Origin of the sequence: Bradyrhizobium prioriisuperbiae, from assembly GCF_032397745.1 — a bacterium.
In the GTDB taxonomy this organism is placed as follows: Bacteria; Pseudomonadota; Alphaproteobacteria; order Rhizobiales; family Xanthobacteraceae; genus Bradyrhizobium_A; species Bradyrhizobium_A prioriisuperbiae.
Genome location: NZ_CP135921.1, coordinates 3,088,277 through 3,104,566 on the forward strand (window position 1 = coordinate 3,088,277; position 16,290 = coordinate 3,104,566).

The 16,290-nt window shown below is 63.2% G+C and carries 12 protein-coding genes and 1 pseudogene; 8 read left to right on the forward strand and 5 right to left on the reverse strand.

Annotated features, from left to right (window positions below; all coding sequences use genetic code 11):
* Window positions 1-45: 45 nt before the first annotated feature.
* Both RS897_RS14495 and hutH read left to right on the forward strand, forming a co-directional pair.
* Window positions 46-1,305: a Glu/Leu/Phe/Val family dehydrogenase gene (locus tag RS897_RS14495; RefSeq protein ID WP_315837213.1), complete on the forward strand. Its 1,260-nt coding sequence runs from the start codon at window positions 46-48 to the stop codon at window positions 1,303-1,305.
* 113 nt (window positions 1,306-1,418) lie between these two features.
* Window positions 1,419-2,939 (forward strand): histidine ammonia-lyase, encoded by a 1,521-nt coding sequence (gene hutH, locus RS897_RS14500; RefSeq protein ID WP_407654550.1) that lies wholly within the window; start codon window positions 1,419-1,421, stop codon window positions 2,937-2,939.
* On the opposite strand, the pseudogene RS897_RS14505 reads toward hutH, so the two are convergent.
* A pseudogene (locus tag RS897_RS14505) lies at window positions 2,940-3,717 on the reverse strand (cobalamin-binding protein).
* Between the two features lie 13 nt (window positions 3,718-3,730).
* Window positions 3,731-4,696 (reverse strand): hypothetical protein, encoded by a 966-nt coding sequence (locus RS897_RS14510; RefSeq protein WP_315837215.1) that lies wholly within the window; start codon window positions 4,694-4,696, stop codon window positions 3,731-3,733.
* Window positions 4,697-4,940: 244 nt separating this feature from the next.
* Here RS897_RS14510 and RS897_RS14515 point away from each other — a divergent pair, with 244 nt between their 5' ends.
* From RS897_RS14515 to RS897_RS14540, 6 genes are all read left to right on the forward strand, one after another.
* Window positions 4,941-6,101 (forward strand): glycosyltransferase, encoded by a 1,161-nt coding sequence (locus RS897_RS14515; RefSeq protein WP_315837216.1) that lies wholly within the window; start codon window positions 4,941-4,943, stop codon window positions 6,099-6,101.
* Window positions 6,098-6,976 (forward strand): squalene synthase HpnC, encoded by an 879-nt coding sequence (gene hpnC / locus RS897_RS14520; RefSeq protein WP_315837217.1) that lies wholly within the window; start codon window positions 6,098-6,100, stop codon window positions 6,974-6,976. Before RS897_RS14515 ends, hpnC begins: the two co-directional genes overlap by 4 nt.
* Entirely contained in the window at window positions 6,973-7,806 is an 834-nt protein-coding gene (gene hpnD, locus RS897_RS14525) for a presqualene diphosphate synthase HpnD (RefSeq protein ID WP_315837218.1), read from the forward strand. Before hpnC ends, hpnD begins: the two co-directional genes overlap by 4 nt.
* 35 nt (window positions 7,807-7,841) lie before the next feature.
* Entirely contained in the window at window positions 7,842-9,089 is a 1,248-nt protein-coding gene (gene hpnE, locus RS897_RS14530; RefSeq protein ID WP_315837219.1) for a hydroxysqualene dehydroxylase HpnE, read from the forward strand.
* Between the two features lie 118 nt (window positions 9,090-9,207).
* Entirely contained in the window at window positions 9,208-11,202 is a 1,995-nt protein-coding gene (shc, locus tag RS897_RS14535; protein WP_315838644.1) for a squalene--hopene cyclase, read from the forward strand.
* On the forward strand, window positions 11,199-11,927 hold the full coding sequence (locus RS897_RS14540) for a phosphorylase (protein WP_315837220.1): 729 nt from the start codon (window positions 11,199-11,201) through the stop codon (window positions 11,925-11,927). Before shc ends, RS897_RS14540 begins: the two co-directional genes overlap by 4 nt.
* 204 nt (window positions 11,928-12,131) lie before the next feature.
* On the opposite strand, the gene hpnH is transcribed toward RS897_RS14540, so the two are convergent.
* The 3 genes from hpnH to dxs are packed head-to-tail and all read right to left on the reverse strand — an operon-like array spanning window position 12,132 to window position 16,187.
* The gene (gene hpnH, locus RS897_RS14545) at window positions 12,132-13,286 is read right to left on the reverse strand and encodes an adenosyl-hopene transferase HpnH (RefSeq protein ID WP_315837221.1); all 1,155 of its coding nucleotides are present in this window, start codon (window positions 13,284-13,286) and stop codon (window positions 12,132-12,134) included.
* Between the two features lie 23 nt (window positions 13,287-13,309).
* The gene (gene ispH, locus RS897_RS14550) at window positions 13,310-14,260 is read right to left on the reverse strand and encodes a 4-hydroxy-3-methylbut-2-enyl diphosphate reductase (RefSeq protein WP_315837222.1); all 951 of its coding nucleotides are present in this window, start codon (window positions 14,258-14,260) and stop codon (window positions 13,310-13,312) included.
* Between the two features lie 10 nt (window positions 14,261-14,270).
* Window positions 14,271-16,187, reverse strand: a complete 1,917-nt coding sequence (gene dxs, locus RS897_RS14555) for a 1-deoxy-D-xylulose-5-phosphate synthase (protein WP_315837223.1) — start codon at window positions 16,185-16,187, stop codon at window positions 14,271-14,273.
* Window positions 16,188-16,290: the final 103 nt, after the last annotated feature.

Below are 16,290 nucleotides of genomic sequence, written 5' to 3' on the forward strand. Positions count from 1 at the left end.
CGCGTGGCTCGATGCAATTGAATGCGACCAGCAAAGGAGGATCGAATGACTGTGTATAGCGGTCCGGTTTTCGAGATGGCGGTCAACCAGTTCGGTGTCATCGCCGACCATCTGTCGATCCCAGTGGACGAGCGCGCCCGCCTGCTGATGCCCAAGCGCGCGATCACGATTTCCTGTCCGATCCATCGCGATGACGGCACCACCGCGGTGTTCGAGGGGTATCGCGTGCAGCATCATCTCACCCTTGGTCCTACCAAGGGCGGCACGCGGTTCGCCGCCAGTGTCGATCTTGGCGAGGTCGCCGCACTCGCGATCTGGATGAGCTGGAAATGCGCACTGGTCGGTTTGCCCTATGGCGGCGCCAAGGGCGGCATCGGGGTCGATCCGTCCACCTTGTCGAAGCACGAGCTCGAGGCGCTGTCACGGCGCTACATGCAGGAGATGATTCCGTTCGTCGGGCCGCACACCGATGTGATGGCGCCGGACATGGGCACCAACGAGCAGGTGATGGCATGGTTCATGGATACCTACTCGATGTACCAGGGCCGCACCGTCACCGAGATCGTCACCGGCAAGCCGGTGACCGCCGGCGGCACGCTCGGGCGGCGTGAAGCGACCGGACGTGGCGTGGCCTATCTCACCCGTCGCGTGCTCAACGATTTGCAGATCGCGCTCAACGGCGCGACCGCGGTGGTGCAGGGGTTCGGCAATGTCGGCTCCATTGCCGCGCTGGAATTGCACAATATGGGCGTGAAGGTGATCGCGGTGAGCGATCACACCGGTGCGCTGCATCGCGCCGCGGGACTCGATATTCCCGCACTGGTCGAGTATGCGGCGCTCCGCGGCAGCCTCATGGGCTATTCCAACGAACTCGCCATCGACCCGCAGGAAATCCTGATGCTGGCCTGCGACGTCGTCGTTCCCGCCGCCATGGAGCGGGTGATCGACGCCAAGGTTGCGGAGAAGCTGCGCTGCCGCGTCGTCGCCGAGGGCGCCAATGGCCCGACCACACCCGAGGCGGACCTGATCCTGGAAAAGCGCCAGGACGAGATCTTCCTGATCCCGGACATTCTCTGCAATTCCGGCGGCGTGGTCGTCAGCTACTTCGAATGGGTGCAGGACCTGCAGCAGCTATTCTGGGAAGAGGAAGAGGTGATGCGGCGCGAGTATCAGATTCTCGACCGCGCCTTCGACCGAATGGTGGCGCGCGCCAAACGTGACAAGATTTTCAACCGCACCGCGGCCATGGCCATGGGCGTGGAGCGTGTCCGCGGCGCCAAGGATACCCGCGGCCTGTTCCCATGATGGGCGCGGTGTGAACAACGCTGGTGTGTCGCCAAGGCGCTTGAGCGTAACAGTCATTCGCGTCAGATTGACGTGTCCGCGCAGATCCGGAGGGGATGGTGGCGACGATTGTCATGACACCCGGCGCCGTTCCGCTTTCTGATTGGCGTGCGGTCTATCGCGGCGCAGTCCCGACACTCGATCCGGCTTGCCGTCCGGCGGTGCAGGCGAGCGCGGATACGGTTGCCCGTATCGTGGCGAAGGGCGAGCCGGTCTACGGCATCAACACCGGTTTCGGCAAACTCGCAAGCGTTCGCATCGGCGCGGCCGACCTCGTCACGCTTCAGCGCAACATCGTGCTGTCCCACGCCGCCGGTGTCGGCGAGGCCATGCCGGTGGCGATTGCCCGGCTGATGATGGCCCTGAAGCTTGCCAGCTTGGGGCAGGGCGCTTCCGGTGTTCAGCCTGCGACACTGGATTTCATGCAGGCCATGCTGGCGCACGACATCATTCCCGTGGTGCCGGCGCAGGGATCGGTCGGTGCCTCCGGCGATCTTGCGCCGCTTGCCCAGATGGCAGCCGTGATGATCGGTGTCGGTGAAGCCTTCACCAGGGTCGGTCGCCTGCCGGCGGCGGCGGCGCTGGCGAGTGCCGGCCTTTCGCCGCTGACGCTCGGTGCCAAGGAAGGCCTCGCTCTCCTCAACGGCACGCAGTTTTCCACCGCCTATGCGCTGGCGGCACTGTTCGAGGCCGAGACGGTGTTCCGCTCCGCACTCGTCACCGGCGCGCTGTCCACCGACGCGGCGCGCGGCTCGGATACGCCATTCGATCCGCGCATCCATCAATTGCGCAAGCATCGCGGCCAGGTCGAAACCGCGGCGGCGCTGCGCGCGCTGCTTGCCGGCAGCGCGATCCGCGCATCGCATCTGGTCGGCGACGAGCGGGTGCAGGATCCGTACTGTCTGCGCTGTCAGCCGCAAGTCATGGGCGCCTGTCTCGATCTCTTGCGCCAAGCCGCGGCAACGCTTCTGATCGAGGCCAATAGCGTCTCCGACAATCCGCTGATTTTTTCCGCCGATGACGAAGCGTTGTCGGGCGGCAACTTCCACGCCGAGCCGGTGGCGTTTGCCGCCGACATGATCGCGCTCGCGCTGTGCGAGATCGGTTCGCTGGCGGAGCGGCGCATTGCCATGCTGGTCGATCCGGCATTGTCCGGCCTGCCGGCGTTCCTGACCGCAAAGCCCGGCCTCAATTCCGGATTCATGCTGGCGCAGGTCACGGCCGCCGCATTGGTCTCCGAGAACAAGCAGCGGGCCTATCCGGCCAGCGTCGATTCCATCCCGACATCCGCGAACCAGGAGGATCACGTGTCGATGGCGGCGCACGGGGCCCGCCGGCTGCTGCCGATGGCGGAGAACGTCTCTGCCGTCATCGGCATCGAATTGCTCGCAGCCGCGCAAGCCTGCGACTTTCATGCGCCGCTGGCCTCAAGCGCCGCGCTTGAAGCGGTCCGGCACCTGCTCCGCAGCGCGGTGCCGCATCTCGACGACGATCGTTATTTCCATCCGGATATCGACTGGGCCATCCGCCTGGTGCGCAATGGCGAGGTCGTCACGGCTGCGAGCACGATCGCGTTGCCGGAGATCGCTCTCTGATCATCTCAAAGAGCCGAGTGCCGCAACGATGGCATCGAGCCCGTCGGTCAGTGCCGCCGGCCCCGGTTGCAAAATGATCGGAGACTTGATCTCGATAATGCGATTGTCGCGGATCGCCGGTAGCTCGCTCCAGCCCGGGCGCTGCCGGATCTTGTCGGGCACGACCTTCTTGCCACACCAGGAGGCGAGAATGATCTCGGGTGCCGCCGCAATCACCTGGTCCGACGAAACAATGCGGGCCTTGGCGGATTTCTCCGTGCTCAGATGTGCGAACACGTCCCGTCCGCCGGCGATGCCGATCAGTTCCGACACCCAGCCGATGCCGCTGATCATCGGCTCGTCCCATTCCTCGAAATAGACCTTTGGACGCGATGATTGCTGCGGCCACCTGTTCGAGGCGGCGCGCATAACCGTCGGCCAGCGCGTTCGCTCGCGCCGCCGCATCGACCATCGCGCCGAGCGTGCGGATCATGGCGAGAATGCCGGCGATGTCGCGCTGGTTGAAAACATGCACCGCGATGCCGGCACGCACCAGGTCAGCGACGATATCGGCCTGCAGGTCGGAGAACGCCAGCACGAGATCGGGCGCAAGCGCCGTGATCTTGGGGATGTCAGCCGAGATGAAGGCGGATACCCGGGGTTTTTCCTTCCGTACGCCCGCTGGTCGAACCGCGTAGCCGGACACGCCGACAATACGATCCTGCTCCCCGAGCAGATACAGCGTTTCGACGGTTTCCTCGGTGAGGCAGACGATTCGGCGTGGCGGGTAGTGTTGCATGGCCATCTTGGTCTTAACTGCCGGGTTCGACGAACGACTCCTTCAGGCTTGCGCCGTTGAGCAGCATGCTGGCGATGATGTCGTTCGATCCCGGATGATAGACTGACGTGCGCACCCACATGCTCTCGGTGCGCTTGCTTTCGCTCACGGCCACGATCTCGCGCTCGATCTCATAGTCCTCGCCGACGAACAGCGGCCCGTTGATCAGGCGGATTTCCTGATCTGCGAACAGTCCGACCACCGGGCCACGCACCGGGAATGGATCTAGCTTGGCGGTGTAGTTCAGCAACACGCTGATCATTTCCATCGGAATGATGGGACGCCCCCAAGGTGATGAGGATGGCGACGAGGTGCCCTCGCGCGGCGAATACCAGGATGAGCTTTGCGTGATCTTTGTCAGTTTCTGCGTCAGCGAGAACGGATAGAGCGCGCCCATGTTTTGATCGAGGTCCATCCGGACACGATGGCGCCTCGATCGCATGCCGACACGAATATCGCGCAGGATGACCAGCGGGCCGGTCGGCGCAAGGCTGGTCAGCCGCCGGTCGAGCGCGGTCGGCGCGGTGTCGCCAGCGAGCGACAGGGTGCCGCGCAACACTTCGGTGCCGTCCTTCTTCTGCATCCAGATCTCGGTATGGCCGTTGCCCTGCGCCGGACGCGCCATGAAGGCTCGGACCTCCTCGCCCTCGAACACGGCATTGCGGTAATGCGCCGAGATGCAGCCGCTCTCCAGGAAGCGCTCTCCCCAGGCCGAGACACCCAGCGGCACGAACTGGCTGAAATGGGTTGGCCCCTCGATGGTGCCGCCACGGAAGCCGAGCTTTTGCGCCGTGGCATCGTCGTGGATCGAGGCGTGGTTGTCATAGGACTGTTCCGCCAGCATCTGCAGCGGGGTGCACCAGGGTCCGGCGATGGCGTCGCCATCGATCGCGAGGGAAGTCGAAAAGCCGCCATGGGTCAGTTGTTCGGTGTTGGACATGGTTTCTCCCCGTCGCGGCAGCGATTTTGTCCCGCATGTGACACCAGCGCACTTGAGGGGCTGGTTAAGTACATCATATTAAAGTGAAAAATCGAGACATGGGGGAGAAATTCGTCATGGGAATTGGGCTTGTTTGGTTCTAAAATAGGGCGCAAAGAAAGCCGAAAATGCCACCGCGCCTGCTGGTGGTCCTTGGGCCCCTGGGTTGTCGGCTTTGGGGACGCTGAACGAGTTAATCGCCATCATGTTGCTGCTTGTCGCTGTCATCGGCTTTGCCGCGTGGATCTATCTGGTTGGATTTCGCGGCGGCTTCTGGATCAATTCCCGTTTCAACAACCTGCCGGTCCCGGCCGCGCGCTCGGAATGGCCGGAGGTCGTGGCTGTCATCCCGGCGCGTGACGAGGCTTCGAGTATCGGCAACTGCATCCGCTCGCTGTTGTCGCAGCCCTATGCCGGACGGTTCTCGATCATCCTGGTGGACGATCAGAGCAGCGACGGCACCGCGGAGTTGGCTGCCAAGGCTGCTGCCGAGATCGGCGCCGCTGATCGGCTGACCGTGATTTCGGGCCGGACCCCGCCGGCGGGATGGACCGGCAAGCTGTGGGCGCTGAAGCAGGGCCTCAGCCGTGTCGAGGAACGCGAAATCGAGCCGACCTATGTCCTGCTGACCGATGCCGATATCGTCTATTCCGGCGACGTGCTGCCGCGTCTGGTAACGCGAGCGGACGACGGGAAGCTGGCCATGACATCGGTGATGGCGAAACTGCGATGCGAAAGCTTCGCCGAACAGTTTCTCATTCCGGCCTTTATCTTCTTTTTCCAGATGCTCTATCCGTTCTCGTGGGTGGCGCGGCCGGATCGGTCGACAGCCGCGGCCGCCGGCGGTTGCCTGCTGGCGCGCTGGGATGCGCTCTATGCCGCAGGGGGCATCGATGCGATCCGCGGTGCCCTGATCGATGACTGCGCGATGGGCGGACTGCTCAAGAGTCGCGGGCCGGTCTGGCTCGGATTTTCCCAGGGCGTCAGCAGCGTCCGTGAATCGAAGACGTTTGATGATGTCGGTGGCATGATCACACGATCGGCCTACGCCCAGTTGCAGTATTCGCCGTTGAACCTGGCCGGCACGATCCTCTCGATGGCCGTCGTTTATCTGGCTCCGGTGATCATTGCCCTGATCGGAGGGTATCCCGCGGACCTGTTTGCCTTGGGATCGTGGGCGCTGATGGCAATCGCCTTCCAGCCCACCTTGCGGTATTATCGACGCTCGCCCCTCTGGGGCCTCATCCTCCCAGCCATTGCGTTTGCCTATCTGATGTACACGATCAACTCTGCCTATCAGTATTACAGGGGCCGAGGCGGTATGTGGAAGGGACGTGCCCAGGCCAACCTGTCCGGTTTCCGATGACAACTGCTTCCGACCTCCGCTCCGGCAAGACCCATCGCGACGAGAATTTTCCTGTCGCGTCGTGGATCATTCATCCGCGGCATCGCGCGCTGATCCTGGCGTTTTACAACTTCGTGCGCACGGCGGACGACATCGCCGATCATGCGTCGCTCAAACCGCAACAGAAGCTCGATCTGCTGGACCGTCTGGAAGACGGCCTGTTCGGCCGCAACGAGGATCAGCCCGAAGCGGTGATTTTGCATCGCGCGCTGGCGGACCGTTCGCTGGCGCCGAAGCATGCGCAGGATTTGCTCAACGCCTTCCGCCTCGACGTCACCAAGCTGCGTTACGACAACTGGGACGAAGTCATCCATTATTGCTCGCTCTCGGCGATGCCGGTGGGCCGGTTCATGCTGGATGTGCATGGCGAAGACCGTGCCACCTGGGCGGCATCGGATGCGCTGTGCGCGGCGCTGCAGATCAACAATCACCTGCAGGATTGCGGCAAGGATTATCGCGATCTCGATCGGGTCTATGTGCCGCTCGATGCTCTGGCCGCGGCAGGCGCGAGCGTGGAGCAACTTGGGCAGGATCGTGCGCCGCCGGCCCTGCTGAATTGCCTGCAGAAGCTGGCGCAGCGCACCGAGACGCTCCTGCATGATGGCAAGTCGCTCGGCCCCAGCGTCAAGGATCTGCGTCTTGGCCTGGAGGTTTCGGTGATCCAGACCTACGCCGAAAAGATCGTCAAGCTGCTGCAGGTTCGCGATCCCCTGAGCGAGCGCGTTCATCTGTCGAAGCTGCAATTCGCTGGCTACAGCTTCACGGCGATCGCTGCCGGGTTGTTCCAGCGCGCGACCGGCACAACGGCTGTGTCCAGGACGGCGTCCGGCGCATGACCGATCAAGCCACTTCCACCACCGCCGCCGGCCAGGCGTCCGGCAGTTCGTTCTACGCTGCGATGCGGATTCTGCCGCCCGCGCAACGCGAGGCGATGTTCCAGATCTACAGCTTCTGCCGCCATGTCGACGACATCGCCGATTCCGATGGTCCGCGCCCCGAGCGGCTCGAGGCCATGGCGCAATGGCGCCGCGACATCGACGCGCTTTATCAGGGCAATCCGCCGCCCTCGGTTGCGGCTTATGTCCCGGCGGTGAAGACCTTCGGCTTGAAGCGCGAGGACTTTCTTGCGGTGATCGACGGCATGGAGATGGATATTCCAGCCGATATTCGCGCGCCGGATGCCGCCACCCTGGATCTGTATTGCGACCGCGTCGCCAGTGCCGTCGGCCGGCTGTCGGTGAAGGTGTTCGGCATTCCCTCGCCCGACGGCGAGGCGCTGGCGCATCATCTGGGACGCGCGCTGCAGCTGTCGAATATCCTGCGCGACATCGATGAGGATGCGTCCCTCGGCCGGCTTTATCTGCCGCGCGAAGCGCTGATCGCGGCGGGCATCACCTCCACGGATCCCGTGGAAGTGGCCGCGCATCCGGCCGTGCCGAAGGTGTGCGTGCCGCTGATCGCACAGGCGCAGGCGCATTATGAGAAAGCCGATGCCATCATGGCGCGGTATCCCCGGCGCATCGTCAAGGCGCCGCGCATCATGTCGGAATACTACCACGCAATTCTCGATCGGCTGATCGCGCGTGGTTTCGCGCCGCCGCGCGAGCCGGTGAAGCTCAGCAAGGCGGCCAAACTCCTCATTCTCGCCAAATATGCCTTTATCTGAAGCGAGCGCCACATTCGAAGGTTCATAATTATCTGATGACAAAGACGGTTCATATTATCGGCGCCGGGATTTCCGGCCTTTCCGCCGGTGTGCGGCTCGCCAACGCGGGTTACACCGTGCATGTGCACGAGGCGACGCAACTGCTCGGCGGCCGTTGCCGGTCCTATTTCGACGGCGCGACGGGATTGACCATCGACAACGGCAATCACCTTCTGCTGTCGGCCAATCATCATGTGCTGACATATGCACGGACCATCGGCTCGGAAAAGGGGCTGGCCGGGCCGGACAAGGCGGAATTCTTCTTCGTCGACTTCAAGGCCGACAAGACATGGTGGCTGCGGCTGAACGACGGCCGCGTGCCGTTCTGGGTGTTCGACAAGTCGAGCCGCGTGCCCGATACCAGCATCGGCGATTATGTCGCGCTGGCGCCGCTGACCTGGGTCGGCGAGGACAAGCTGGTCGGCGATGTCATTCCCTGCAAGGGGCCGCTGTACGATCGTCTGGTGCAGCCGCTGCTGCTGGCCGCCCTCAATATCGATCCGCCGAAAGGCTCGGCAAAACTCGCCAGCGCCATCGTGAAGGAGACGCTGCTGGTCGGCGGCAAGGCGTGTCGCCCCCTGGTGGCGCGCGATGGCCTGAGTTCCGTGCTGATCGACCCGGCGGTTGAGTTCATCCGGGCCCGTGGCGGCAGCGTCACTATCGGTCACGAGCTGCGTGAGCTCGTCCGATCGGGGGACAAGGTCGAGAGCCTGAAATTCGTCGACGATGCGGTGACGCTCGGCCCGCAGGATGCGGTGGTGCTTGCGGTTCCCGCCCGCCCGGCGGCGGCGCTGCTGCCCGGCCTGAGCGCTCCGACCAAATTCCGCGCCATCGTCAATGCGCATTTCCGCTATGACTCTCCCGCGCACCTGCCGCCCTTCATGGGCATTGTCGGAGGCCTGGTGGAATGGCTGTTCGCCTTCCCCCAGCGGCTGTCGGTGACCATCAGCGACGGCGACCGTCTCATCGATACGCCGCGCGAGCAGCTCGCGCAGGCGATCTGGGCCGATGTCTGCCGGGCGGCGGATATTACCGCCGAGATGCCGGCCTGGCAGATCGTCAGGGAGCGCCGGGCCACGTTCGAGGCCACGCCGGAGCAGAATGCGCTCCGGCCAGGTTCCACCACAGCCTGGACAAACCTGTTCCTTGCGGGCGACTGGACTGATACAGGAGTGCCGGCAACGATCGAAGGGTCGGTGCGGTCCGGGGACCGCGCCGCCGATCATGTGCTTCGGATGTCGTGACATCCGCTCTGGATGGTCCTTTGTCGGCCGTCCGCTCATATGATGATTTGACAGATGTAAAACCGGCGGATCGCGTTCAATTCGCATCGGGCCGGTCTTGGAGACAGTATTGAGCATCATGAACGTCGAACCGCGTACCAGGGAATTTGATGCCGGAGCCTCGGCGTCCGCAGGCCCGGACAAGGCCGCGCTGGAGGCCGGCATCGTCGCGGCCCGCGACGCGCTGCTGCAGCATCGCAAGAGCGACGGGCACTGGGTGTTCGAACTGGAAGCCGACGCCACCATCCCGGCGGAATATGTTCTGCTGCGTCACTATCTCGACGAGCCGGTCTTGAGCGAGCTTGAGGCGAAGATCGCGGTCTATCTGCGCCGCATCCAGTGCGACCATGACGGCTGGGCGCTGTTTCACGGCGGCGATTTCGACATGAGCGCCAGCGTGAAGGCCTACTTCGCGCTGAAGATGATCGGCGATTCCGTCGACGCGCCGCACATGGTGCGCGCCCGCAAGGCCATCCTGGCCCGCGGCGGCGCATCCCGCAGCAATGTGTTCACCCGCATCCTGCTGGCGCTGTATGGCGTGCTGTCGTGGCGCGCGGTGCCGGTGATGCCGATCGAGATCATGCTACTGCCGCGCTGGTTTCCGTTTCATCTGACCAAGATTTCATACTGGGCGCGCACCGTGATCGTGCCGCTGCTGGTCTTGATGCTGAAGAAGCCGCAGGCGAAGAATCGGCTTGGAATCTCGATCGAGGAACTGTTCGTCGAAAAGGATCTGCAGGCGATCGGCACGCTGCCGAAGGCGCCGCATCAGAAGACTTCATGGTTCGTCTTCTTTACCGTCGTCGACAAGGGGCTGCGGCTGGTCGATCCGCTGTTTCCAAAGGGCACGCGCGACAAGGCGGTCGCCAAGGCCGTTGCATTCACCACCGAACGGCTGAATGGCGAAGATGGTCTGGGCGCAATTTATCCGGCGATGGCCAACAGCGTGATGATGTACGCAGTGCTGGGCTATCCGGCGGAGCATCCGTCGCGCGCGATCGCCCGCAAGTCGATCGAGAAGCTGTTGGTGATCAAGGACGACGAGGCCTATTGCCAGCCCTGCGTGTCGCCGATCTGGGACACCGCGCTCGCCGCACATGCCGTGATCGAAGCCGGCGGCGAGGCTGCCCACGCCGCCGCCAAGCAGGCGCTGGATTGGCTGAAGCCGATGCAGGTGCTCGATGTCGAGGGCGACTGGATCGAGAAGCGTCCCGGCGTGCGTCCCGGCGGCTGGGCATTCCAGTACGCCAATCCGCATTATCCCGATCTCGACGACACCGCGGTCGTGGTGATGGCGATGGATCGCGCGCGTGCTCTCGGCAGCGGCAACAGCTATGACGAGTCGATCGCGCGTGGCCGCGAGTGGCTGCTCGGCCTGCAAAGCCGCGACGGCGGCTGGGCGGCGTTCGATGCCGACAATCTCGAATATTATCTCAACAACATTCCGTTCGCCGATCACGGCGCGCTGCTCGATCCGCCGACCGATGACGTGACCGCGCGCTGCGTCTCGATGCTCGCCCAACTCGGCGAGACCCAGGCGAACAGCCCGGCGATGAAGGCCGGTGTCGATTATCTGCGCCGCACCCAGATGGCGGACGGCTCATGGTTCGGCCGCTGGGGCGTCAACTACATCTATGGAACCTGGTCGGTGCTGTGCGCGCTGAATGCGGCCGGTGTCGATCACAACGATCCCATGCTTCGCAAGGCGGTCGAGTGGCTGGTCAAGATCCAGAACAGTGACGGCGGCTGGGGCGAAGACGGCAACAGCTACAAGCTTGATTACCGCGGCTACGAGCGCGCCGACTCCACGGTCTCGCAGACCTCGTGGGCGACGCTGGCGCTGATGGCCGCAGGCGAGGTGGATCATCTGGCCACCCAGCGCGGAATGCGCTATCTGCTGCAAACACAGGCAGAGAACGGCCTATGGGATGAGCAGGCCTACACGGGCGGCGGGTTCCCGCGGGTGTTCTATCTGCGATATCACGGCTATTCCAAGTTCTTCCCGCTCTGGGCGCTGGCGCGGTATCGGAATTTGCGCGATAGTAATAGCCGTCTCGTAGGGGTTGGGATGTGATTCTTGGGGCGGGCGGCGACGCCAATCATGACGGTCTTCCCGTATTGATCGTGACTGGTCTCCGACAGGAGGCGCAGATCGCGGCTGGCCCCGGCATGACGGTGGTCTGTAGCTCCAGCAATCCGCGTCAGCTTCGGGAACTGATGACCACGTTCGATCCCTTGAGCGTGCGTGGCATCGTCTCGTTCGGCGTTGCCGGCGGTCTCGATCCCGCACTGGAGTCCGGCGACGTCGTGGTGGCCAGCGAAATCGTCACTCGTGACAGACGCTGGCAGGCGGTCTCGCCGATGAGCGACAATCTGGTGGCGCTTCCGGGTCCCGGACGGCGCAGGATCGTCTCTGGCATTCTTGCAGGCTCCGAAGACGTGGTTCTGGGACAGGCAAGCAAGGCGAAGCTGCGCGCCGAAACCGGCGCCGCGGCCGTCGACATGGAAAGCCACATCGCAGCCGCTTATGCCGAAGAGAACGGCCTGCCGTTCGCGGCCGTGCGCGTGATCAGCGATCCTGCCTCGCGCGCGCTGCCGCGGCTTGCGATGGATGCGCTGAAGCCTGACGGCAAGGTCGATATCTGGAAGGTGATGCGAGGGATAGCCGTCAATCCGACCGCCATTCCCGCGCTTGTATCGGCCGGACGCGATTTCAATCGCGCGCTGCGCTCCCTGAGCGGTTGCCGCAGCCTTCTGCTTGGCGAGAGCGCCGGCAGTCTCGTCGGCGCAGATATCTGATTTTTTCTGCGTTCGTCTGACGGCGATGTGCGTCTCGCGCGTCGCCATGCTGCCGTTAGGGCGTTTTCCAGCGAATGCCGGTTCGCGCTCAGAAAACGCGCCAACACAAAATCAAAAGCCCCGTCCCGATTTTATCGGAACGGGGCTTTTGCTTGTGACTAGTCCCTGTGAGGCGGGCGCGATCTCAATCGCGCCCTGCGCTTCTTAAGCGGCTGTCGGAGCCTTCTTCTTGGCGAGGGCGCCGGCAGCTTCGTCGGCGCGGATCTCTGACAGCTTCTTCTGCACCTGCTCGGCGAAGATGTACTGTGCCGGGCGCTGCTTCGACATGTCGATTTCCGGCGCCATCGGGCCGGAGGTGCGAATGCCGCGCAGAGCCACCCACAGCGCCTTGAACGGATTGGCCACTGCCGCGTTCGCCGCCGTCGGTTCATAACCGCAATGCGCCATGCAGTCGGCGCACTTCTCGTACTTGCCGGTGCCGTAGGTGTCCCAGTCGGTGGTGTCCATCAGCTCCTTGAAGGTCTTGGTGTAGCCTTCACCGAGCAGATAGCAGGGCTTCTGCCATCCGAAGATGTTGCGCGCGGGCATGCCCCACGGTTCGCAATGGAAGTTCTGGTTGCCGGCAAGGAAGTCCAGGAACAGGCCGGAGTGCATGAAGTTCCACTTCTTGCCCTTGCCGAGCTCGAACACCTTGCGGAACAGCTCCTTGGTTTTCTTGCGGTTGAGGAAGTGCTCCTGGTCCGGGGCGCGCTCATAGGCGTAGCCCGGTGACATCGAGACGGCGACGCCGAGCTCCTTGGTGAAGTCCAGGTACTTGGCGATCTCCTCGGCCGAATGACCGTCGAAGATGGTGGCGTTGACGTTGACGGTGAAGCCGCGGGCTTTCGCCGCCTTGATCGCGGAGACGGCGCGATCGAACACGCCCTTCTGCGACACCGCCTTGTCGTGATGATCCTTCAGGCCATCGAGATGGACCGAAAAGAACAGGTAGGGCGAGGGCGTGAACAGGTCGAGCTTCTTTTCCAGCAGCAGGGCGTTGGTGCAAAGCGACACAAACTTCTTGCGCTCGACTAGGCCGCGCACGATCTCGCCGATTTCCTTGTGGATCAGCGGCTCGCCGCCTGGGATCGCCACCATCGGCGCGCCGCATTCCTCGGCCGCGTCCCAGCATTCCTGCGCGGTCATGCGGCGGTTGAGGATGGCATCGGGATAATCGATCTTGCCGCAGCCGACGCAAGCAAGATTGCAGCGGAACAGCGGCTCGAGCATCAGAACCAGCGGATAACGTTTACGCCCGAGAAGCTTCTGCTTCACGAGGTACGAACCGATCTTGATCTCTTTGAAAAACGGAATAGCCATGATGGACGACAGACTTTCTGGATTCAAACTGACGAAGCGGGGCTGACGCTTGCGCGGGTCAATTCAGCCGGCAGGCGGAATTCGATGTTTTCTTCGCGTCCCGGCAGCAACGACACGGACACAGGTCCGATCCGCCGCAACGCTTCGATCACATCATCGACAAGAACCTCCGGCGCCGATGCGCCCGCGGTAACGCCAACGGTCCGGGCATCCTTCAGCCATTCGGGATTGACCTCACTGCCGTCAGCGACGAGATAACTCGCCACGCCAACTTCAGTGCCAATTTCGCGAAGGCGGTTGGAATTGGAGCTGTTGGTCGCGCCGACGACAAGAATGACATCGACGACTTTGCTGAGGTCTCTTACCGCAGATTGGCGATTTTGTGTCGCATAGCAGATATCCCGGGTATCGGGGCCCTGGATATCGTGGAACCTGGCTTCCAGTGCGGCGATAATATCCTTGGTATCGTCGACACTTAGGGTGGTTTGGGTGATGTAGGCGAGCGGTGTGTCGGTCGGCAGATCCAGTGCCGCGACTTCGTCCACATTCTGCACCAGCGTCACCGGGCCGTCGATCTGGCCCATGGTTCCGACCACTTCCGGATGGCCTTCATGGCCGATCAGGATCAGTGAGCGGCCCTTCGAGACATAACGTTTGCCCTGGTTATGCACCTTGGTGACCAGTGGGCAGGTGGCGTTGAGAACCGGCAGCCCACGGGCCGCGGCTTCTTCCTCGACCCGCCGAGCCACGCCATGGGCGCTGAACACGGTCACAGCATTGGCCGGGACCTCGTGCAGGTCCTCGACGAACACGGCGCCCTTGGCCTTCAGGCTCTCGACCACGTATTTGTTGTGCACGATCTCGTGCCGGACATAGACCGGCGGACCGTACTTCTCCAGCGCACGCTCGACGATCTCGATGGCGCGCACCACGCCGGCGCAGAACCCGCGCGGCTGGGCAAGGACGACTTGCATGGTGCGGCGATCAAGCAAGTTGCACCATGGTCTTGTCGGCTTCGCGACCCAAGGCTTCGAACACCTTGATCACGATGCCCTTCGCATCGAGGCCCGCCTTGGCGTACATCGCCGCCGGCGAGTCCTGATCGATAAATGTATCCGGCAGAACCATGCACCGAACCTTCAGCCCTCTGTCGGCAGCGCCGTGATCGGTGAGGGTCTGGAGCACCAGCGAACCGAAGCCTCCGATGGAGCCTTCCTCGACCGTGACCAGCACCTCATGCTCCCGGGCCAGCCGCAACACGAGATCCGTGTCGAGCGGTTTGGCAAAGCGAGCATCCGCGACCGTTGCCGTCAATCCATGGGATTTTAGAATCTCCGCAGCCTTGAGACATTCTGCAAGACGCGTGCCGAGCGACAGCAGGGCGACCGAGGAGCCTTCGCGAAGGATCCGGCCTTTGCCGATCTCAAGCGGCACGCCCACCGACGGCAGGTCGATGCCGACGCCGTCGCCACGGGGGAAGCGGAAGGCCGACGGGCGGTCGTCGATGGCGCGGGCGGTCGCGACCATGTGAACCAGGTCGGCTTCGTCGCCGGCCGCCATCAGCACCATATTGGGGATGCAGCCGAGATAGGCCAGATCGAACGAGCCGGCGTGGGTCGGGCCGTCGGCGCCGACCAGGCCGGCGCGGTCGATGGCAAAGCGCACCGGCAGGTTTTGGATCGCCACATCGTGCACGATCTGATCGTAGGCACGCTGCAGGAAGGTCGAGTAGATCGCCACGAACGGCTTGTAGCCCTCGGTGGCCATGCCGGCGGCGAACGTGACGCCGTGCTGCTCGGCGATGCCGACATCGAAGGTGCGGGTCGGGAACGCTTTATTGAAAATGTCGACGCCGGTGCCGCCCGGCATCGCCGCGGTGATGGCGACGATCTTGTCGTCCTTCTCGGCTTCCTTGACCAGGCTCTCGCCGAACACCTTGGTGTAGGACGGCGCGTTGGCCTGGGCCTTCGCCTGCTTGCCGGTGGCGACGTCGAACTTGACCACGCCATGGTACTTGTCCGAGGCGGCTTCCGCCGGGGCATAACCCTTGCCCTTTTGAGTCACGACGTGAACCAGGATCGGGCCCTGCTTCGAGTCGCGCACGTTCTTCAGGATCGGGAGCAGGTGATCGAAGTTATGGCCGTCGATCGGGCCGACATAATAGAAGCCGAGCTCTTCGAACAGCGTGCCGCCTGTGACCATGCCACGGGCATATTCTTCGGCCCGGGCGCCCGCGGTCTTGACGAACTTCGGCATTTTCTTCGCGAACTGTTTACCCATCTCGCGCAGCGAGCGGTAGGTACGTCCGGACAGCAAACGCGCGAGATAGGCCGACATCGCGCCGACCGGCGGCGCGATCGACATTTCGTTGTCGTTGAGAATGACGATCAGGCGCGAATCCATCGCGCCGGCATTGTTCATGGCCTCATAGGCCATGCCGGCGGACATCGCGCCGTCACCGATCACCGCAACGACACTGCGCTCTTCGTTGGCGAGGTCGCGGGCCACAGCCATGCCGAGGCCGGCCGAAATCGAGGTCGAGGAATGCGCGGCGCCGAAGCTGTCATATTCGCTCTCGGCACGCTTGGTGAAGCCGGAGAGGCCGCCGCCCTGGCGCAGGGTGCGGATCTGGTCACGACGGCTGGTCAGAATCTTGTGCGGATACGCCTGATGACCGACGTCCCAGATCAGCCGGTCCGACGGTGTATCGAAAACATAGTGCAGTGCTACCGTCAGCTCCACCACGCCGAGGCCGGCGCCGAGATGACCACCGGTCACAGCGACAGCGTTGATCGTCTCCGTGCGCAGCTCTTCAGCCAGTTGCGTCAACTGGCTTTCTTTCAGCTTACGGAGATCGGCAGGAGAATTGACAGCGTCAAGAAGAGGCGTCTGTGAAGTCATGCACTATCTTCCAACTCAGCATAAGAACAGGACAAGAACATTTTGCAGTGTAGCATTATGGCAGATTTTCAGCAGTAATTCTCGGATTGGGCTGGCGTAATGC